The 19,919-nt window shown below is 73.0% G+C and carries 14 protein-coding genes; 10 read left to right on the forward strand and 4 right to left on the reverse strand.

The window, feature by feature from the left end; translation table 11 throughout:
* Nucleotides 1-353: 353 nt before the first annotated feature.
* Entirely contained in the window at nucleotides 354-1,349 is a 996-nt protein-coding gene (locus tag QPK52_RS23730) for a glycoside hydrolase family 6 protein (protein ID WP_410539496.1), read from the forward strand.
* A 32-nt stretch (nucleotides 1,350-1,381) separates the two neighbouring features.
* Nucleotides 1,382-1,822 carry a DoxX family protein gene (locus QPK52_RS23735; RefSeq protein WP_410539497.1) on the forward strand — a complete coding sequence of 147 codons (441 nt, stop codon included), beginning with the start codon at nucleotides 1,382-1,384 and terminating at the stop codon, nucleotides 1,820-1,822.
* A gap of 80 nt (nucleotides 1,823-1,902) precedes the next feature.
* Here QPK52_RS23735 and QPK52_RS23740 read toward each other — a convergent pair whose 3' ends face one another.
* Entirely contained in the window at nucleotides 1,903-3,186 is a 1,284-nt protein-coding gene (locus tag QPK52_RS23740; RefSeq protein WP_410539498.1) for an ROK family protein, read from the reverse strand.
* Between the two features lie 411 nt (nucleotides 3,187-3,597).
* Between QPK52_RS23740 and QPK52_RS23745 the strand changes: the two genes are divergently transcribed.
* The 4 genes from QPK52_RS23745 (at nucleotide 3,598) to QPK52_RS23760 (ending at nucleotide 9,332) form a co-directional block, all read left to right on the forward strand.
* The gene (locus QPK52_RS23745) at nucleotides 3,598-5,283 is read left to right on the forward strand and encodes an ABC transporter substrate-binding protein (protein WP_410539499.1); all 1,686 of its coding nucleotides are present in this window, start codon (nucleotides 3,598-3,600) and stop codon (nucleotides 5,281-5,283) included.
* Between the two features lie 77 nt (nucleotides 5,284-5,360).
* Nucleotides 5,361-6,350, forward strand: coding sequence for an ABC transporter permease (locus QPK52_RS23750; RefSeq protein ID WP_093656434.1), 990 nt, complete (start codon nucleotides 5,361-5,363; stop codon nucleotides 6,348-6,350).
* A gap of 19 nt (nucleotides 6,351-6,369) precedes the next feature.
* Nucleotides 6,370-8,325 carry a dipeptide/oligopeptide/nickel ABC transporter permease/ATP-binding protein gene (locus tag QPK52_RS23755; protein WP_410539500.1) on the forward strand — a complete coding sequence of 652 codons (1,956 nt, stop codon included), beginning with the start codon at nucleotides 6,370-6,372 and terminating at the stop codon, nucleotides 8,323-8,325.
* On the forward strand, nucleotides 8,322-9,332 hold the full coding sequence (locus tag QPK52_RS23760; RefSeq protein ID WP_410539501.1) for an ABC transporter ATP-binding protein: 1,011 nt from the start codon (nucleotides 8,322-8,324) through the stop codon (nucleotides 9,330-9,332). The genes QPK52_RS23755 and QPK52_RS23760 overlap by 4 nt, the downstream gene beginning before the upstream one ends.
* Nucleotides 9,333-9,614: 282 nt before the next feature.
* Here the strand turns inward: QPK52_RS23760 and QPK52_RS23765 are convergent, their stop codons facing one another.
* The gene (locus tag QPK52_RS23765) at nucleotides 9,615-11,816 is read right to left on the reverse strand and encodes an alpha-galactosidase (RefSeq protein WP_410539502.1); all 2,202 of its coding nucleotides are present in this window, start codon (nucleotides 11,814-11,816) and stop codon (nucleotides 9,615-9,617) included.
* A 319-nt stretch (nucleotides 11,817-12,135) separates the two neighbouring features.
* Here QPK52_RS23765 and QPK52_RS23770 point away from each other — a divergent pair, with 319 nt between their 5' ends.
* Both QPK52_RS23770 and QPK52_RS23775 read left to right on the forward strand, forming a co-directional pair.
* The gene (locus QPK52_RS23770) at nucleotides 12,136-14,634 is read left to right on the forward strand and encodes a glycoside hydrolase family 2 protein (RefSeq protein ID WP_410539503.1); all 2,499 of its coding nucleotides are present in this window, start codon (nucleotides 12,136-12,138) and stop codon (nucleotides 14,632-14,634) included.
* Entirely contained in the window at nucleotides 14,635-15,558 is a 924-nt protein-coding gene (locus QPK52_RS23775) for a LacI family DNA-binding transcriptional regulator (RefSeq protein ID WP_410539504.1), read from the forward strand.
* A gap of 113 nt (nucleotides 15,559-15,671) precedes the next feature.
* Here the strand turns inward: QPK52_RS23775 and QPK52_RS23780 are convergent, their stop codons facing one another.
* Nucleotides 15,672-16,037 (reverse strand): chaplin, encoded by a 366-nt coding sequence (locus QPK52_RS23780; RefSeq protein WP_410539505.1) that lies wholly within the window; start codon nucleotides 16,035-16,037, stop codon nucleotides 15,672-15,674.
* A gap of 225 nt (nucleotides 16,038-16,262) precedes the next feature.
* Here QPK52_RS23780 and QPK52_RS23785 point away from each other — a divergent pair, with 225 nt between their 5' ends.
* On the forward strand, nucleotides 16,263-17,072 hold the full coding sequence (locus tag QPK52_RS23785; RefSeq protein WP_410539506.1) for an SDR family oxidoreductase: 810 nt from the start codon (nucleotides 16,263-16,265) through the stop codon (nucleotides 17,070-17,072).
* A gap of 160 nt (nucleotides 17,073-17,232) precedes the next feature.
* Nucleotides 17,233-18,018, forward strand: a complete 786-nt coding sequence (locus QPK52_RS23790) for a VOC family protein (RefSeq protein ID WP_410539507.1) — start codon at nucleotides 17,233-17,235, stop codon at nucleotides 18,016-18,018.
* A 31-nt stretch (nucleotides 18,019-18,049) separates the two neighbouring features.
* Here QPK52_RS23790 and QPK52_RS23795 read toward each other — a convergent pair whose 3' ends face one another.
* Entirely contained in the window at nucleotides 18,050-19,855 is a 1,806-nt protein-coding gene (locus QPK52_RS23795; RefSeq protein WP_410539508.1) for a RecQ family ATP-dependent DNA helicase, read from the reverse strand.
* Nucleotides 19,856-19,919 lie beyond the last annotated feature (64 nt).

Here is a 19,919-nt window from a genome sequence, read left to right on the forward strand (position 1 = left end):
GCCCCCTTCTGTCGCCGCATGCCTGTTCAGGTGGGCGTCGCCGTTCGGCTACCGTGCAGTTTCCCTTGACTCGGACCCCAGTGTCGCTACTCTCTTTGGGAGCGCTCCCATGCAGTGGTCCAGATCACATGCTCCGGATCGGCGGTCGGCCGCCGACGGTCGGCGTCCACCGCGGCACCGCACCGCCGATCCGGTGATCGTGCTCTCCAGGCCCCCACGCCCGGCCGAGCCCCGGGCTTCCGCATGACATGGACACACTCCGTCCAGGTCGTGCGGAAGCGGGGACCGGACTGTCCGGAGCCGCGACGGGCCGCCGGCGAACAGCGGCCCGTGTCCCCCACCGAGGAGTACGCATGCTCCGCAAGACCCTTCCATCGACCGGTCGCGCGCTCGCGCTGGCCGCGGCAGCGCTGGCGGCCGCCGGCGCGGCGCTGCTCCTGCCGGGCGAGGCCGCGCAGGCGACCGCCGACGCGGCCTCGCCCTACTACGTCAATCCCGGCACCCAGGCCGCCCGCTGGGTGGCGGCCAATCCGGGAGACCCGCGCGCGCCCGTGATCCGCGACCGGATCGCCTCCGTCCCGCAGGGCCAGTGGTTCACCACGACCAACACCGGCACGGTCCGCGCCGAGGTGGACTCGCTCGTCGCGGCCGCCGAGGAGGCGGGCGGGATCCCGATCCTGGTGGTCTACAACATGCCCAACCGCGACTGCGGCGGCGCCAGCGGAGGCGGGGCCCCCAGCCACTCCGCCTACCGGCAGTGGATCGACGAGCTGGCCGCCGGGCTGGAGGGCCGGCCGGCCGCCATCGTCGTCGAGCCGGACGTCCTGGCCCTGATGACGAACTGTCAGAGCGCCGAGCAGCAGGCCCGGACCCGGGAGTCGATGGCCTACGCGGGCAGGGCGCTCAAGGCGGCCTCGTCCCGCGCGAAGGTGTACTTCGACGCCGCGCACTCGAACTGGCACCCGCCTGCGGAGATGGCCTCCCGGCTGAGGGCGGCCGGTATCACCGAGAGCGCCGACGGCATCTCCACCAACGTCTCCAACTACAACCGCACCGCCGACGAGACCGCCTACGCCAAGGCGGTCCTGAACGCGATCGGATCGCCGGGCCTGCGTGCGGTGATCGACACCAGCCGCAACGGCAACGGGCCCGCCGGAGGCCAGTGGTGCGATCCGTCGGGGCGGGCGATCGGAACCCCGACGACCGACCGGACCGGCGACGAGAGGATCGCCGCCTTCCTGTGGGTCAAGCTCCCCGGCGAGGCGGACGGCTGCGCCGGTCCGGCCGGGCAGTTCATACCCCAGCTCGCTTACGACATGGCCGTCGCGGCACCCGCGAGGACGCGGTGAGCGGTGGCGGGACGGCCGAGAGAGGACACCTGATGGAACTGCTGGACAGGTACAGGGACCATGTGCTCGGGCTCTACCGGATCGTGGTGGGGCTGCTGTTCGCCTGCCACGGCGCGGCGACCCTTTTCAACGTGTTAGGCGGACCCCACGGCGGCCAGGTGCCCGGGGTCGGCCAGTGGCCCGCCTGGTGGGCCGCCGTCATCCAGCTCGTCGGGGGCGGCCTGGTGATGCTGGGCGTCGGCACCCGTGTCGCCGCGGTGCTCTGCTCGGGCTCGATGGCGTACGCCTACTTCGTCAAGCACCAGGCCGACGCGCTCTTCCCGATACAGAACGGCGGGGAGGCCGCGGCGATGTTCTGCTGGGCCTTCCTCCTCATCGCCGCGCTCGGCCCCGGCGCGTGGGCGCTGGGCTCGCTGTTCGCGCGCACCGCGGGCGCCGGCCGCGGCGAGGGGGTGCGGGTCACCGCCGCCTGAGGGGTACGGCCGTCGCCGGGCTCCGCGGGACCGCCGCGGGGCCCGGCCGCGCCGCGGCGTACGGACCGGCACGGACCGCCTCAGGCGCTGGACCGCTCCACCGGGGCGGGCTCGGAGTCCCTGAGGTTCTCCGGCAGGCGCAGCCCCTGGCGCAGCGGTACGAGCTCCGACTGCAGCACCATGGCGGCGGCGCCGATCGCGGGCGCGGTGGCGGCCGACCGGGAGAGCCGGACGGCGACCGGGTGCGCCGCGCGGGAGAAGAAGGCGCGGTCCAGCTCCTCGCGCACCACCGGCAGGTACACCGATCCCGCGATCGCCAGGCTCGGGCCGGTCAGCACCAGCAGTTCCAGGTCCATGATGTTGGCCAGCGTGCGGGCGGCCACCGCCAGATAGCGCGCCGATCGCTCCAGCAGGGCGCGCGCCCCCGGTTCGCCGCGGCGCGCGGCCCGGGTGACGGCCGCGAAGTCCGCCGTCACCGACGCCCGGCGGCGCCCGGAGCCCCCGTCCAGCCCGGCCGCGCGGGCCAGGGCCCGGTCGGCGCGGGCGGCGGCGACGACGGCGGAGGGACCGGCCAGGGCCTCGACGCACCCCCGGGCCCCGCACCAGCACTCCGGGCCGTCCACGGCCAGGCAGCTGTGGCCGATCTCGCCCGCGTTCCCGCTGGCGCCGCGGTAGGTCATCCCGTCGACCAGCAGGCCCGCGCCGATGCCGGTGCCCATGTACAGCGCGGCGAAGGTCGCGGCCGCGCCGACGCCGCCGGACCAGTGCTCGCCCAGGGCCGCCGCCGTGGCGTCGTTGTCGGAGACCACGGGCAGCCCGGTGGCCTCCTCCAGGGCCCGGTCGAGGGGGAAGTCCTCCCAGTGCCGCATCAGGGGCGGGGTCAGCCGCATGCCGCTGGTGGGGGTCAGGGGGCCGGGGGAGACCAGGCCCAGGCCGAGCACCCGCTCGCGCCCGACGCCGACGCCCTCGATGAGGGCGCCGACCTCGCCGGCCATGCGCTCGACGACGGCCGGGGGGTCCTCGGCCCCCGCGCCCGCCCGGGACATCCGGGCGACGACCGAGCCGCCGAGGTCGGTGAGGACGTAGGTGATGCCCGCGTGGTCGAGGTGGACTCCGACCGCGTACCTGGAGGACTGGTTGAGCTGGAGCAGGACGCGGCGCTTGCCGCCGGTGGACTCCGCGCGCCCGGTCTCCACCACCAGTCCGTCGTCGATGAGGCGGCGTACGACGGTCGAGATCGTCGCGCCGGTGAACCCGGTGGCGTTGATGAGGCCGACCCGGCTGATGGTGCCCGCCGCGCGGATCACGTCGAGGACGGCCGCCCTGCTGCTCGCGTGGGCCGTGGCCCGAGCCGGTCCGCTCACTGGTTCCTCCACCCGCGGCCCCGCCGCGGCGGGGCCACTGTCGATGTGCTCCGCGCGGTCCGCGCCGCGCGTGTACGAACCGTTAGTTTATTTGCCTATCGAAGACGGGCAAGTGCCCGCCCGGGCGGGCGTCCGCACCCCCTCGCGTCCGGCGCCTCTTCCCGGGAACGGCCCCCGCCGGGCGTCTTCCCTCGTATTCTTCCCCCTGCTTCTCCCGGTGCCCGGGCGGTCGCCTCCCGTGCCCCGTCCGGCTCTTGGTCTCACTTGCGTCTCTGTGCCCCTGGGGCCCGCAGGAGTATTGACTTTCTTTCTTCGGCGACTTAAGAATCGCCCCACTGAGCGACCCGCCGCCCCCGAGGCGGTCGAACGGCACACGGACGTGCCCCTCCAGGACGAGAGGAACCATCCACCATGTTCCAGCAAGCAAGACGCCGCCGCGCGCGCGTCGCAGCGGCCGGGATGGCCGCGATCGCCCTGCTGGCCACGGCCTGCTCGGGATCGGGCGGCAGCGGCGGCGCCAAGGACGAGACCCTGGTGGTCTTCACGGGGCAGGCGGGCGACTACCAGGCCAACTTCAACCCGTTCTCGCCGACCATGAACGAGGGGCCGGGCACGATCTTCGAGCCCCTCTTCTACTTCAACCAGGTCCGCGACGAGCCGGCCGAGCCGCTGCTGGGCACCGAGTACTCCTGGAACGAGGACGGCACCGAGCTCTCGGTCACCCTGCGCGAGGGCGTCAAGTGGTCGGACGGCGAGGCGTTCACCGCCGACGACGTCGTCTTCACGCTGGACATGATCTCCAAGTACAAGGAGATGAACGGCACCGGCTACACGGGCAGGGCCGAGGCCGTCGACGACACCCATGTGAAGATCACCTTCGACGAGCCGTCCTACATGGACGGCCCGCAGATCCTGGGCAAGATCTTCATCGTCCCCGAGCACGTCTGGAAGGACTTCGAGGAGCCCTCCAAGAACACCGTCACCAAGCCCGTCGGCACCGGCCCCTACCTGCTGGGCGACTTCAAGGGCCAGGCCTTCACGCTCAAGGCCAACCCCGACTACTGGGACGGCGAGCCCGCGGTCAAGCAGGTCCGCTACATCGCACTGTCGGGCAACCAGGCCGGCGCGGACGCCCTGAAGGCGGCGAAGATCGACTGGCAGACCGGCCCGGTCCCGGACATGAAGAACGTCGAGAAGAACTACCCGGGCTACAAGGCCGTCACCGTCCCCATCAACCAGACCGCCCTGATGACCTGCTCCGACGCGGAGATGGGCTGCGAGGGCCCGCAGACGGACCCCGCGGTGCGCAAGGCGATCTACTACGCCATGGACCGCTCCCAGATCAACTCGCTGGCCTTCCAGGGCACCTCCAGCCAGATATCGCCCGGATTCGCGCTGGTGGAGAGCAACGAGGAGCTCGTCTCGGGGAAGCTCAAGGAGAACCTGGCCCCGATGAAGCCGAACGTCTCCAAGGCCACGCGGCTGCTGGAGCAGGCCGGCTACGCCAAGGGCCCGGACGGCATCTACACCAAGGACGGCAGGGAACTCTCCCTGACCGTCCGGGTCGTCTCCGGCTGGACCGACTACATCACCGCCGTCGACACCATGGCCGAGCAGCTCAAGAAGGCCGGCATCAAGCTGACCTCCCAGCAGTCCTCCTGGAACGAGTGGTCAGAGGCACGCGGCCAGGGCAAGTACCAGCTGCTGATCGACTCGCTGTACCCGGGGCCGACGCCCGACCCCTACTACACCTACAGCTACTTCTTCAGCAGCGAGACCACCGCCGAGGTCGGCGAGACGGCGAACCCGAACTTCGCCCGCTACAGCGACCCGCGGGTGGACAGGGCGCTGAAGGAGCTGAAGAAGATCTCGCCCGAGGCGGCCGAGCAGCGCCAGAGGCAGTACGACGCCATCCAGACCCGGATCGAGGAGGACATGCCCTACATCCCGATCCTCACCGCCGGCACCACCAGCGAGTACCACGCCTCCAAGTTCGAGGGCTGGCCGACGGAGTACAACCTCTACGCCGTCCCGGCGGTCTGGAGCCGCCCCGACCAGGCCCAGATCTACAAGGCCCTCAAGCCCGCCGGCAAGTGACGGCCCGGCGGCCGGCGCGGCGGTGACACGGCAGTGAACGGTTCCGAGGAGAGGCACACAGTGATAGGCGGAGATCGGTGAGGTACTACGCCCGGAAGCTCGGGTTCTATCTGGTCGCCCTGTGGGCGGCGCTGACTCTGAACTTCTTCATCCCGAGGATGATGCCGGGGAACCCGGTGGACACCCTCATGGCGAAGCTGCAGCAGCGAGGCGGCGCAACCGACCCGTCGGTCCGCAGATCCTACGAGCTCCTCCTCGGAACCGACACCGGCGAACCGCTGGTGACCCAGTACTTCTCGTACCTGGCCAACCTGTTCCGCGGCGATCTGGGCATCTCGGTGAGCGTCTTCCCGGCGGAGGTCGCCACCGTCATCGGGGACGCGCTGCCCTGGACGATCGTGCTGGTGGGCATCGCCACCCTGCTGTCCTTCCTGCTCGGCGTCGGGCTCGGGGCCGTCGTCGGGTGGAAGCGCGGCTCCTGGCTGGACTCGCTCATCCCGGCCACCACCGTGCTCGCGGCGGTGCCGTACTTCTGGCTGGCGCTGATCCTGGTCGCGATCTTCGCCACGGCCCTGAGCTGGTTCCCGCTCAACGGCGGGTACGACGTGATCCTCACCCCGGGCTGGGACGGCGAGTTCATCGCCTCGGCGGTCTACCACGGCACCCTCCCCGCCCTGACGATCGTGATCTCCTCGGTGGGCGGCTGGCTGCTGGGGATGCGGAACATGATGGTCTCGACGGTGTCGGAGGACTACATCCTCACCGCCCAGGCCAAGGGGCTGCGCGACCGGCGCATCATGACCCGCTACGCCGCGCGCAACGCGGTCCTGCCGTCCGTCGCCGGCTTCGCGATCTCCCTCGGCTTCGTGGTCTCCGGTTCGGTCATCACCGAGCAGGTCTTCTCCTACCCCGGCATCGGATCGAGGCTGCTGCAGGCCGTGGAGAACAACGACTACGCCCTGATGCAGGGGATCTTCCTGGTCATCACGGTGGCCGTGCTGGGCGCCAACCTGGTCGTCGACCTGCTGTACGGCCTCATCGACCCCCGCACCCGCGCCGGCAACTGAGAGCTGAGGAACCGACACCGTGACGAACATCAACCCGCCCGCCGAGACCGCCGGCGCGGCGCCGGGCACCCCGGCCGGCACCACCGGCGTCTCCCCGGCCCCCCGGCGCCCCGGCTCCGGCGGCTGGCGCTCCCTGGTGCCGCGCTGGTCGCCCAAGCTCGGGATCGGCCTGGGCCTGGTGGGCGCCATCGCCCTGTTCGGGATCCTCGGACCGCTGCTGACCGGCGATCCCGACACCATCCGCAACATCAGCATGACCCCGCCCGGAGGCGAGTTCTGGCTGGGCACCACCCAGACCGGCCAGGACGTGCTGGCCCTGCTGGCCCACTCCACCCGCGGCTCGCTGCAGATCGGTCTGCTGGTGGGGGTCCTGGCCACCTTGCTGTCCGCGGTCTTCGGCGTCATCGGCGGCTACGCCGGCGGTGCGGTGGACGAGGGCTTCTCCCTGTTCTCCAACGTGATGCTGGTGATCCCCGGCCTGCCGCTGGTGATCGTCATCGCCGGCTTCGTCCCCGCGGAGCAGCGCGGCTGGTGGACCATCGCGGTCGTCCTGGCGATCACCGGCTGGGCGGCCTCCGCCCGGGTGCTGCGCGCCCAGACCCTCTCCCTGCGCAACCGCGACTACGTCGCCGCGGCGAAGGTGGCGGGCGAGAAGCCCTGGCGAATCGTTTCCGTGGAGATCCTGCCCAACCTGCTGCCGCTGATGGCCTCGCAGTTCGTGTTCGCCGTCATCCTGGCCATCCTCAGCGAGGCGGGCCTGTCCTTCCTGGGCCTGGGCGCCTCGGGCTCCGACACGCTCGGCACGATGCTCTACTACGCCCAGAACGGCTTCGCCCTCCAGCGGGAGGCGTGGTGGTGGTTCGGCCCGCCCGGCCTGATCATCGCGCTGTTCGGCTGCGGCCTCTCCCTGATCAACTTCAGCATCGACGAGATCATCAACCCCAAGCTGCGCACCGTTCCGGCCGCGTCCCGCCGCACCCGCGGGGACGGGAGCGCCGCAGGGCGCAAGCCCCGTACGGCCGCGGACCGTTCCGTCCCCGGCCGCGAGGAATCCGGCCGGGACGCCGTCCTGACGGTGGAGAACCTCAACGTGGTCTACCGGGGCGAGAAGCCCACCCACGCCGTCAAGGACGTCTCGCTCACCCTCGGCCGCGGCGAGATCCTCGGCCTGGCCGGGGAGTCCGGCTGCGGCAAGACCACGCTCGCGTACGCGATCAACCGGCTGCACCGGCCGCCGGCCGAGGTCACCTCGGGATCGGTCGTCTTCCACGACCGCGACGGCTCCGACCTCGACCTGCTCGCCCTGGGCAAGGAGGAGCTGCGCGCCTTCCGCTGGTCGAAGCTGTCGATGGTCTTCCAGGGCGCGATGAACGCCCTGAACCCGGTCATCTCCATCCGGGCTCAGCTGGAGGACGTGCTCACCACCCACCGCCCCGGGATGTCCGCGCAGGCCCGCCGCGAGCGGTGCGCCGAGGTGCTCCGCCTGGTCGGGGTCGATCCGAGGCGGCTGGACTCCTTCCCGCACGAGCTCTCCGGGGGCATGCGGCAGCGTGTCATGATCGCCATGGCGCTGCTGCTCGACCCCCAGGTGATGATCATGGACGAACCCACCACCGCCCTCGACGTGGTGGTCCAGCGCGGCATCCTGAGGGAGATCCTGCGCTTCCGCGACGAACTGGGCTTCGCCGTCGTCTTCATCACCCACGACCTGCCGCTGCTGCTGGAGCTGAGCGACCGCATCGCGGTCATGCGCGACGGCGAGGTGGTCGAGTACGCCACCGCCGACGAGATCCACCGCGACCCGAAGCACCCCTACACCCGCAGGCTGCTCGACTCCTTCCCCAGTCTCACCGGCGAGCGGGGTGCGTTCATCCGCACCGGGGAGTCCAGCGCCCGCGAGCGCACCGGCACCGGCACCGGCACCGGCACCGGCACCGGCACCGAAACGATCGTGAAGGAGGCGGGCTCGCGATGACGACGCTCGAAGTACGCGGCCTGACCAAGGACTTCTCCATACGCTCCGGCCTGCGCCACTCCCGCTTCCGCGCGGTTGACAACGTTTCCTTCACCCTGGCCCCCGGCAGGACGGTCGCACTGGTCGGTGAGTCCGGGTCGGGCAAGTCGACGGTCGCCCGCATGATCGCCCGTCTGGAGAAGCCCACCGCGGGCGAGATCACCGCCACCGGCCCCGACGGGAGGCGGGTGGCCGACCGCGCCTACCGCGACCACGTGCAGATGGTCTTCCAGGACCCCTTCGCCTCGCTCAACCCCTTCCACACCGTCGAGCACCACCTGGCCCGCCCGCTGAAGCTGCACGGCAGGGCCCGCGGGAAGGCGGAGGTCGCACAGAAGGTCGAACAGCTCCTGGAGCGCGTCAACCTGACCCCGGCCGCCGACATCGCCCAGCGCCGTCCCCACGAGCTGTCCGGCGGCATGCGCCAGCGCGTGGCCATCGCCCGGGCCCTGGCGCCGGGGGCCCAGGTCGTCATCGCCGACGAGCCGGTCTCCATGCTGGACGTCTCCATCCGGCTGGGCGTGCTCAACCTGCTCGCCCGCCTCCAGCGCGAGGACGACCTCGCGGTCCTCTACATCACCCACGACCTCGCCACCGCACGGCACTTCTCCGACGACATCCTGGTGATGTACCGAGGGCGTGTGGTGGAGAGGGGGCCGGCGGACGAGGTCATCCTCAATCCGCGGCATCCGTACACCAGGATCCTGGCGGCCGCCGCGCCCAACCCCGACGCCCGCGACCGCGCCCGGCTCACCGAGGCGCTGGGCATCGAGCCAGCGAGCGGCTCCGCCCTCCCCGGCGACGATCCGGGGTGCACCTTCCGGGACCGCTGCCCCGTGGCGTTCGAGGCCTGCACCCGTATGCCGGAGGACTTCGAGGTGGGCTACGACCACTACGCGAAGTGCTGGCTGCACCCCGGGGCCGACCGGGCCGACCGCCCGGCGGCCGAGGGCACCGCCACCGCGTAGGCCGGCCCGGCGGTACGGCGCGTCGTCGGCCGCCGGGGTCCGCGCTTCCCGGTCCCGGGCCCCGGCTGCCCGGGACCGCGCACGCCCGCGGGCGGTCCGCCCGTGGGGCCGCTCACGGCGACGAGGAGTGCCGAGGTGCCCCGGGTCCCCGCGTCCCGTCCGCACGGCCCGTGCCCGCCCTGCCGGTGCCCGGCGCACACCGGGAGCGCGTGGCGTGCCCCGTCCGCGCCCCCGCGCTCGGTGGCGGACCGGCGAAGGCCGGTCCGCCACCGAGCGCGCGGCTCACACCCGGGTCGCGCGCAGCAGCACCAGCCGCTCGGGGTGGAGCACCGGGGCCTGGAGCCCCGCGGCCGCCAGCACCCGGCCCGGCAGCCGCACACCCTCCGGCGTCCACCAGGGCAGACGGACGCCCCAGTGGTGGGCGTTGCCGTCCGGCAGGTCGCCGGGGGCCTGCGGCCGCACCCGGTAGACGGCGTCCGCGTCCAGTCCCGGCAGCCGGATCGCACCGGCCGGGTACATCGCGGAGGAGGCGGTGGCGACGAGGGCGTACACCGCGTCCGAGCCGTCCTCGGCGACCACCCCGTGCAGGCGGTGGGCCGGGTCCGGGTGGTCGGCGTGGACGCGGACGCCGGTGTGGAGCAGGCCGCGCAGCTCCTTGTAGAGGCCCACCCACTGCGCCAGCCGCGCCAGTTCCTCCGGCGCGGCGGCGGTCAGGTCCCACTCGATGCCGAAGTGCCCGAACAGCGCCGTGCCCGCCCGGAAGTCGACCGGGTGGCGGCGCCCGGTGGTGTGCGCGACGTCCGACCCCACGTGGGTGCCCATGAGTTCGAGGGGGATCAGGGCGTTCGTCCAGCGCTGGATGGCCTGGCGCTCCAGGGCGTCGATGCAGTCCGAGACCCACACCCGGTCGGTGCGCTGGAGGATCTCCAGGTCCACCCGCCCGCCGCCGGAGGAGCAGGACTCGATCTCCACCCCGGGGTGGCGGCGGCGCAGCTCGTCCATCAGCCGGTAGACCGCCCGGGTCTGGCCGTGCACGCCGGCGCGGCCCGTGGGCCGGTGCCCGGCGTCCACCAGGTCCCGGTTGTGGTCCCACTTCAGGTACGCGATGGGGTACGCCTCCAGCAGCTCGTCCAGGCGCCCGAGGATGTACGCGAACGCCTCCGGGCGGGCCAGGTCCAGGACCTGCTGGTGGCGGGCCGCGCCGGGCAGCCGGTCGCCGGCGGCCATGATCCAGTCGGGGTGGGCGCGGGCCAGGTCGGAGTCCTCGTTGACCATCTCCGGCTCCACCCAGAGGCCGAACTGCATGCCCAGACCGGTGACATGACCGGTCAGCGGGTCCAGCCCGTCCGGCCACACCTCGTCCGAGACGTACCAGTCGCCCAGGGCGCGCCGGTCGTCGCGGCGCGAGCCGAACCAGCCGTCGTCCAGGACGAAGCGCTCCGCGCCCACCGCGGCGGCCGCGTCGGCCAGGGCGCGCAGCCGGTCCAGGTCGTGGTCGAAGTAGACCGCCTCCCAGGTGTTGAGGGTGACCGGCCGGGGCGTGGAGGGGTGGTGCGGGCGGGAGCGCAGCCAGCGGTGGAAGCGGGCGGAGACCTCGTCCAGGCCGTGCTGCCCGTAGGAGCCGTACTGCCAGGGGGAGGCGTAGGACTCCCCGGGCTCCAGCACCACCTCGCCGGAGAGCAGCAGCTCGCCCGAGCCCAGCAGCGACACCGAGTGGAAGGTGCGTTCGGCGAAGGTGCGGTGGTTGCCGGACCACGCGGTGTGCACGGCCCACACCTCGCCCGAGCGGTTGCCGAAGCCCGCGGTGCCCGCGGCCAGCAGGTAGGCGCTGTCGTAGCCGGTGCGGCCGGTGCGGTTCTCCCGCATCCGCAGTCCCTGGGTGAAGGCGGTGCGCTGCGGGCTGCGTTCGCGCAGGTGGTGACCGGTGAAGTCCAGCAGTTCGACGGCTTCGGCGGGCACCGGCAGCGTGAGGTTCACGGCGTCGACGGTGAAGGGGGAGGAGCCGCGGTTGGCGATCGTGGCGCGCTGGCGCACCAGTCCGGACGCGGTCAGCTCGATCACCAGCTCCAGATCCAGGGCCGCGGCCTCGTCATGGGCGAGGACGGTGACGGTGGTGCCGCCCCCGCCGCCGCCGGAGGAGCGGGACCCCTCCGCGGGTCCGGTGAGGGCCGCCTCGCGTACGGCGAAGGCGGTGGAGAAGTCCCGGCCGCCGCGGTTGCCCACCAGGCCGGGGGTGCCCAGCCAGCCGGCCGACTGCTCGGGCAGCACCGAGACCTCGACCGGGCCGTCCACGGAGAAGCCGATGGGCTGCGGTGCCCCGGCCAGCCGCAGGGAGCCCAGCTCCTCGGGGCCGAGCGCGCCGAGGTCGGCGCCCCAGTGCAGGACCCGGGGGAGGGTGCCGCCGGTCAGGTCCAGTACGAGGCTGACGCCGGCCGCCCGCAGGTGCGTCACATCGAGGGGGAGGGGAGCGGAACGTGATGCCACGGTGTGTCTCCGTCCTGGCCAAACCGGCACCGGAGGCGCCGTTGACTTACTTTGTTCGGTGGCGTAAGAATCTCGGGCGACGATACTCGGCCCGTGAGGGAGAAATCCACCGGAGGCCGGCCGCCTTTTCCCGCCCGTCCTCCGACCGCCTTCTCTCCGCCCGACTTCGTCTCTCCCGCCCTTCCCAGCCCTGTCTCTCCCGCCCTTCCCAGCCCCGTCTCCCCCGCCCCTTCCCGACCCCCGTCTCTCCCGTCCCCTCCCGGACGCCTTCCCAGAACAGCCGCTCCGCGCCGCGGAGCCGACCAAGGAGTGAGCGCCGATGATCCGCCAAACCCTGCACGACGGCTGGCAGTTGTCGGCGACCGGGGGGCCGGTCCCCGCAGGCGTCGCGGGCCGGACCGTACCGGCCGCCGTGCCGGGCAGCGCCCACCTGGACCTGCTCGCGGCCGGCCTGATCCCCGACCCCTACCTGGACCGGGCCGAGGAGGAGCTGGCCTGGGCCCACCGCACCGACTGGCGCTACACGCTCGCCCTCACGGCCGGCGCCGCGGAGCCCGGTGAGCGGGTGGACCTCGTCTTCGACGGCCTGGACACCGTGGCCACCGTCGAACTGGACGGGAAGGTGCTGGGCAGCACGGCCAACATGCACCGCGCCTACCGCTTCGACGTCCGCGACGCCCTGACCGGCGGCACCCAGGAGCTGGCCGTCTCCTTCCGCTCCGCACTGGAGTACGCCGAGGAGGTCGAGCGGAACCTCGGCCGCCGCGACCACGTCTACCCGCACCCCTTCAACATGGTCCGCAAGATGGCCTGCAGCTTCGGCTGGGACTGGGGACCGGACCTGCAGACCGCGGGCATCTGGAAGCCGGTGCGCCTGGAGCGCTGGCACACCGCGCGCCTGGCACGGGTGCGCCCGCTGGTGACGGTGGACGCCGACGGCACCGGACGCGCCGAGATCCACGTCGACGTCGAACGCTCCGGCGCGGGCGGAGCCGGCGGGGACGCCCCCCTGGAGCTGACCGCCACCGTGGACGGCCGCACCGAGCGCGTCACCGTACCCGCGGGCGAGACGGCCGCGACCGTCACCGTCACCGTCCCCGGCGCCCGGCTGTGGTGGCCCGCCGGATACGGGGATCAGCCCCTGTACGGCCTCGCCGTGGCCCTCGGCGTCCCCGGGGATGCGGGCTCCCGGGAGCCGCTGGACACCTGGGAGCGCCGCATCGGCTTCCGGACCGTCACCGTGGACACCGCACCCGACGAGATCGGCACCCCCTTCACCGTCGTCGTCAACGGCAGGCCCGTCTTCGTCAAGGGCGCCAACTGGATCCCCGACGACCACTTCCTGACCCGGATCACCCGCGAGCGGCTCGAGCGCCGCGTGGACCAGGCCGTCGGCGCCCACATGAACCTGCTGCGGGTGTGGGGCGGCGGCATCTACGAGACCGAGGACTTCTACGACGTCTGCGACGAGCGCGGCGTCCTGGTCTGGCAGGACTTCCCCTTCGCCTGCGCCTCCTACCCCGAGGAGGAACCGCTGTGGAGCGAGATCGAGGCCGAGGCCCGCGAGAACGTCGCCCGTCTCACCCCGCACCCCTCCCTGGCCCTGTGGAACGGCGCCAACGAGAACATGTGGGGCTTCCGCGACTGGGGCTGGCCCGAGCAGCTCCAGGGCCGCACCTGGGGCCTGCGCTACTACACCGAACTGCTGCCCTCCATCGTGGCCGAACTCGACCCGACCCGCTTCTACTGCGCCAACAGCCCCTACAGCCCCGGTGCGCCGATCGACGGGACCCACCCCAACGACCAGGACCACGGCACCCGGCACGAGTGGGAGGTGTGGAACCGCGTCGACTACACCCACTACCGCGACCACATCCCGCGGTTCTGCTCGGAGTTCGGTTTCCAGGGCCCCCCGACCTGGGCGACTCTGACGAAGTGGATCCACGACGAGCCGATGACGCCGACCTCGCCCGCCTTCCTGCTGCACCAGAAGGCCGAGGAGGGCAACGACAAGCTCGCCCGCGGCATGGCACCCCACCTGCCCGAGCCGAGGACCTTCGAGGACTGGCACTGGGCGACCCAGCTCAACCAGGCCCGCGCGGTCGCCTTCGGCATCGAGCACTTCCGCTCCTGGTGGCCGCGGACGGCCGGGGCGGTCGTCTGGCAGCTCAACGACTGCTGGCCGGTCACCTCCTGGGCGGCGGTGGACGGCGACGAGCGGCCCAAGCCGCTGTGGTACGGGCTGCGCCACGCCTACGCACCCCGGCTGCTGACCGTCCAGCCCCGCGACGGCCGGCCCGTCCTGATCGCGGTCAACGACCACGACGAGCCGTGGAGGGGCGAGTTGCTCCTGGAGCGGCAGACCTTCGCGGGCATCGCACTGCGGAGCGTTAAGCTTTCCCTCGACGTGCCGCCCCGCTCGGTCACCCGTACCGAACTGGACACGTCACTGGTCAGCCCGGACGACGCACGCAGGGAGGTGCTGGTGGCCACCGCGCCGGACGCACGCGCCGTGCACCTCTTCGCCGAGGACGTGGAGCTGGACTACGACCCCGCGCCGCTCAAGGCCGAGGCCGCCGCCGTCCCGGGCGGCTACCGGGTGGACGTGAGGGCCTCGTCGTTCGCGCGCGACATCGCGATCCTGGCCGACCGGGTCGCCCCCGACGCGGTCGTGGACGAGATGCTGGTGTCCCTGCCGGCGGGGGAGAGCCACTCCTTCACCGTGCGGACCGACGCCGACATCGACCCCGCCGTGCTGACGGAGCCGCCGGTGCTGCGCTCCGCCAACGCCCTGAGCGCTCCGGTGGTGCGGTACTGAGTGGACGCTTCGGAACACACCGGGACGGCGGGCGCCGGGTTCTCGGGAGCCGTCGGGCTGGTGCTCGCGCGTCCCGCGCGGCTGCTGGGCATCGAGCCGTTCTTCATGGAGTTCATCGCCGGCATAGAAGAACGGCTCGCCGAACGCGGCCTGTCCCTCCTGCTGCACGTCGTGGCGGACCAGGAGGCGGAGATCGCCGCCTACCGACGGTGGGCGGAACGCGGGCTGGTCGAGGCGGTCGTGGTGGTCAACCGCACCGTCGACGACCGGCGGCTGCCGGTCCTGCGCGAACTGGGGCTGCCCGCCGTCCTGGCGGGTGCGGGCAGTGACGCCCCCGGAGGCGGAGCGGCGGAGGGCGGCGACGGGGGCACGCCCATGCCCGCGGTCCGCACCGACGACGCGGGTCCGGTGCGCGAGGCGCTGGCGCACCTGCTCGACCTCGGCCACCGCCGTATCGCCCGGGTCAGCGGCCCGGCGGGACTGCTGCACACCCGTGCACGCACCGAGGCGCTGGTCGAGGGGTGCCGGGAGGCCGGAGTCGAACCGGTGGTCGTCGAGGGCGACTACTCCGACGAGTCGGGGGCCAGGCTCACCGCGGAGCTGCTGCGCCGGCCGGAGCCGCCCACCGCGATCCTCTACGACAACGACGTGATGGCGGTCGCCGGGCTGGGCGCGGCCAAGGAGATGGGCGTCGCCGTCCCCGAGCGGCTCAGTCTGATCGCCTGGGACGACTCGACGATGTGCCGCCTGGCGTCGCCGCCGCTGACCACCATGAGCGTGGACGTGCACCAGTACGGCGTACTGGTGGCCGAGTCGGTGCTGGAACTGGTCGACGGCCTCCCGGTCGCCGAGCGGTGGTCGCCCACCGCCCGGTGCGTGCCCCGGGGCAGCACCGCGCGCTGCGCCGTCCACTCCACCGCCTGACGCCGGGCCGCCCGGACGGTGTCGCGGGCAGCGAAGACCTCCGGGGAGGAGGCCCGTGCCACGGGCCTCCTCCCCGGAGGTTCTCTCGGATCCGGACGCGGCCGGCGGCGCGGTCAGCGGCCGCCGTGGTGCTTCTTGCCGTAGTCCTTCTTGCCGTGGTCCTTGTTGTCGTAGTGCTTCTTCCCGTGGTCCTTCTTGGCGTGGTGCTTCTTGCCGTGGTCCTTCTTGGCCTGGAACTGGTTCCCGTTGATGCAGGTGTTGCCGAAGGCCGGGTTCAGCAGGCCGACGATGTTGACCGTGTTGCCACAGGCGTTGACCGGGATGTGGACCGGCACCTGGACGACATTGCCGGAGATGACGCCCGGGGAGCCGATGGCGGCACCCTGCGCCCCGGCGTCGGCGGCGGCGACTCCGGCGGAACCGGCCAGAGCGGCACCGGCGGCGGCCGTCACGGCGACAGCCTTGGCAATACGCGACATGAAGAGTCACTCCTTATAGCGAACAAACACCCATCCGCCCGACTGGAGGCGGTGGTGCCGTGACCAACGCCCGACCGCCCCGAAGGTCACCACGATTAGGCCGAATGGTGGTCAAAAGGCGGTCCGGGGACGGCCTTGGCGGTCCCGCCACCGGGGGACGAGCCCGTTTCGCCGCAAGGCGCCCGGGTACCGGAACCCGGCCCGGGAACCGATCCAGGAGGTCTGATGAACGCACACAGCGAATCCCCCGTCCGCGTCGCGGTGATCACGGGTGCGGACTCGGGGATCGGCCGCGCCACCGCCGTACGCCTGGCCGAGCAGGGGATGGACATCGGCATCACCTGGCACGAGGACGAGGAGGGCGCGCGGGAGACGGCCGAGGAGGTGCGCTCCCACGGACGCCGGGCCGCCGTCGAGCGGATGGACCTCACCGACCTGCCCGCCGCGGTGGACGCGGTCGACCGCCTCGCCGACGAACTCGGCAGGATCGACGTCCTGGTCAACAACGCCGGCACCGGCACCGCCACCCCCTTCCTCGACATCGGCCTCGACACCGTCCGGCAGGTACTCGACGTCGACCTCGTCGGCCCCTTCCTGTGCGGTCAGCGCGCCGCCCGCCGCATGATCCGGCAGGGCGAAGGCGGCAGGATCGTCAACATCACCAGCGTCCACGAGCACCAGCCGCGGGTGGGGGCCGCGCCCTACTGCGCGGCCAAGGGCGGACTCGGTCTGCTCACCCAGGTCATGGCCCTGGAACTGGCCGCCGACAGGATCACCGTCAACGCCGTCGCGCCCGGCGAGATCGCCACGCCGATGACCGGCCAGGAGGACACCGACGTGACCACCGAGAAGCGGCCCGGCATCCCCGCGGGGCGGCCCGGTGACGCCCGTGAGGTGGCGGCCGTGGTCGCCTTCCTCACCGGGCCGGACGCCGCCTACGTCACCGGCGCGTCGTGGGCGGTCGACGGCGGCATGCTGCGGATGGGCCCGCAGGCCGGCTCCCATCTGGAGAGCGACTCCTGGCGCCGTCCCTGAAAGGCCCCCGCCGGGGACGGCCGTTGCGCCGGTTGGTGGACGCCGGTTTCCCACCGGCGCCGCGAGAGGGCAGCATCGGTCTCGCGGGAGGGAGCCGCGGCAGCCCGGAGAAGACGGCCCGACAAGACGGCCCGGACGAGAGACGGTGTGGTGATCGGCCGTGACGGAGACCGAGCGCGTGCCGCAGGGCGCGCCCTGCTGGGTCACCCTGCTGGCTCCCAACCTGGAAGCCGCGCAGAACTTCTACGGCGAACTCTTCGGCTGGCGGTACCGGCCGGGCTCGCAGCGGCTCGGCCACTACGTGGTCGCGCTGGCCGGGGACGTCCCGGTCGCCGGACTGGGCGAGGCCAAGGACAGCCTGCGCACCCTCACCGCCTGGACCGCGTACTTCGCCTCCGACAGCGTCGACGTCGCGGCCGGGCGGGTGCGCGAACGCGGGGCGACCGTCGCCGTGGGACCGGTGCGGTTCGCCTCCGGCCGGGTGGCGTGGGCGGCCGATCCGGCGGGGGCGGTCTTCGGGATCTGGGAGGGCGGGATCGACCCGGAGTGGCAGGCCAGGAGCAGGGTCAACGCCCCCTCCTGGCTGGAGCTGCTGACCCGCGACGCCTTCGCCGCCGCGCTCTTCTACGGTGAGGTGTTCGGCTGGGACAAGGGGGATCCCGAGCGATACGACATCCGCTACGAGCACGACCGGGTGATCCTGCGCATCGACAAGCGCACCGTGGCGGGGCTGAGCGGCGGAGCGGTGGAGGACGCGCCCGACCCGCGGGTGCGTCCGCACTGGCACGTCCACTTCCGTGTCGAGGACGTGGACGCGGCGGCGGTGAAGGCGGAGGCATTGGGAGCCGAGGTGGTCTCCGCACCGGCCGACACCCCCTCGGGGCGGCAGGCGGTCGTCCGGGACCCGCAGGGCGCCCTGTTCTCGGTCGAGAACAGGGCGCCCTGAGCCCGAGGGCCGGGCCGCCGGGATGCGCGGTTCAGCCGCCTGTCCCCTCGCCGGGGCCGCCCGCCTCCTCGTCGAGGGTGAGCAGTCCCTGCCCGACCACGGCGTCCAGCGACAGGGTGCGGTAGCCGACCGTGTCGAACAGGGCGGTGATCCGGTCCTCCTCCTCGCTCATCACCAGGCCCTCGCCCCACTCGCGGTGGCGCACCCGCGCCCCGGTGCGGAACCGGCCCGCGTCCGGTCGCGGACCCTCCTCGGCACGGGGCACGGGCCGGTCGGGCAGGCCGCGCGCCCCCCGCTCCTCGTACCGCTCCGGCTCGCGGCCTTCCCCGTCCCGCGCCCGGTTCCGTTCCTCCTCGGCCGCCAGGCAGTTGTCGCAGTCGCCGCAGGGCGGCTCGTACTCCTCGCCGAAGTACCCCAGCAGGAAGCGGCGGCGGCAGCCGGTGGTCTCGGCGTAGCCGCGCATCATCTCCACCCTCGACCGTTCCAGCCTGTGCCGGGCCTCGGCCAGCTCCGCCGCGCGGTCGGCGGCCTCCTCGGGGCCGGCGTCCCCGGTCGGCACCAGTTCCCCGTCCGGGGTGACCGCCACCGCCCCGGCCTCCTCCAGGAGGTTGACGGCGGCGGTGAGACGGCTGGCGGACAGCCCGGTCCGCTCGCGAACCCGCGACGCGGGCAGCGGGGCGCCGCGGCCGTACACCGCTTCGGCGACGTCGGCCAGCGTCCCGGTGTCGGGGCGCCCGGAGGAGAAGAACTTCTGTAGCCCCAGGTCCTCGGACCGGTAGTGCAGCACGGCCGACGCCGGGGCGCCGTCGCGGCCGGCCCGGCCGATCTCCTGGTAGTAGGCGTCCGGCGAGCCGGGTACGGAGGCGTGCAGCACGAACCGCACGTCCGGCTTGTCGATGCCCATTCCGAAGGCGGAGGTGGCCACCACCACGTCCAGTCCGCCGTCGAGGAACGCCTCGTGGGCGCGGGAGCGCTCGGCCGACCGCAGGCCCGCGTGGTAGGCGACGGCCGACAGACCGAGCTCCGCCAGCTGCTCCGCGTACTCCTCCGCCTCCCTGCGCGTGGCGGTGTAGACGATGCCCGGCTTGGCCTCGGCGGCGGCCCGCTCCACCACGGCCCGGCGCTTCTCCGCCTCCTCCAGGAAGCTGCGCACCTCCAGGCGGAGGTTCGGGCGGTCGAAGCCGGCGACGATCCGGGCGGGCCGCTCCATGCCCAGGCGCTCGACGATCTCCTCGCGCACGGGAGGGGCGGCGGTGGCGGTCAGGGCGAGGACGGTGGGGCGGCCCAGCCGCCGCGCCACATGCCCCAGACGCAGGTAGTCCGGGCGGAAGTCGTGACCCCAGGACGAGACGCACTGGGCCTCGTCGACCACGAACAGCGACGGCCCGGTCCGCGCCAGCCTCTCCACCACCTCGTCCTTGGCCAGCTGCTCGGGGGAGAGGAGCAGGTACTCCGCGTCCCCCTCGCGCACGGCCCGCCAGGCCTCGGCGGTCTCGCCGGCGCCCTGGGCGGAGTTGACCGCGACGGCCATCGGGGCGTCCGGCGCCCCGCTCTCCGACAGCCCCTCGATCTGGTCCCGCTGGAGCGCGATCAGAGGGGAGACCACCACGGTGGGACCGGGCAGCAGCACCGCGGGCACCTGATAGACGGCGGACTTCCCCGCACCGGTGGGCATCACCACAAGCGTGTCCCGGCCGTGCAGCACCTGCTCCATGGCCTCGGCCTGGCCGGGACGCAGCTCGCTCCAGCCGAAGACCTCCGCGGCGACACGCCCCAGCCGGGCCCGGGCGTCGTCCGGGGAAGGGGGCCCGCGGTCGGCCCCGGTGGCGTCGTGCACGGCGTGCTCTCCTCTCGTACGCGCGGGCGGGTGCGCGGGCCGGTGCGGCGGCGGGCGCACCGGA

The organism is Streptomyces sp. KL2 (assembly GCF_046529545.1).
Classification (GTDB): Bacteria; Actinomycetota; Actinomycetes; order Streptomycetales; family Streptomycetaceae; genus Streptomyces; species Streptomyces radiopugnans.

Bases quoted from the DNA above. Each gene is read 5' to 3' on its own strand.
- QPK52_RS23780 (WP_410539505.1), bottom strand. From the start codon at position 16,037: ATGTCGCGTATTGCCAAGGCTGTCGCCGTGACGGCCGCCGCCGGTGCC.
- QPK52_RS23735 (WP_410539497.1), top strand. From the start codon at position 1,382: ATGGAACTGCTGGACAGGTACAGGGACCATGTGCTCGGGCTCTACCGG.
- QPK52_RS23760 (WP_410539501.1), top strand. From the start codon at position 8,322: ATGACGACGCTCGAAGTACGCGGCCTGACCAAGGACTTCTCCATACGC.
- QPK52_RS23745 (WP_410539499.1), top strand. From the start codon at position 3,598: ATGTTCCAGCAAGCAAGACGCCGCCGCGCGCGCGTCGCAGCGGCCGGG.
- QPK52_RS23785 (WP_410539506.1), top strand. From the start codon at position 16,263: ATGAACGCACACAGCGAATCCCCCGTCCGCGTCGCGGTGATCACGGGT.
- QPK52_RS23730 (WP_410539496.1), top strand. From the start codon at position 354: ATGCTCCGCAAGACCCTTCCATCGACCGGTCGCGCGCTCGCGCTGGCC.
- QPK52_RS23770 (WP_410539503.1), top strand. From the start codon at position 12,136: ATGATCCGCCAAACCCTGCACGACGGCTGGCAGTTGTCGGCGACCGGG.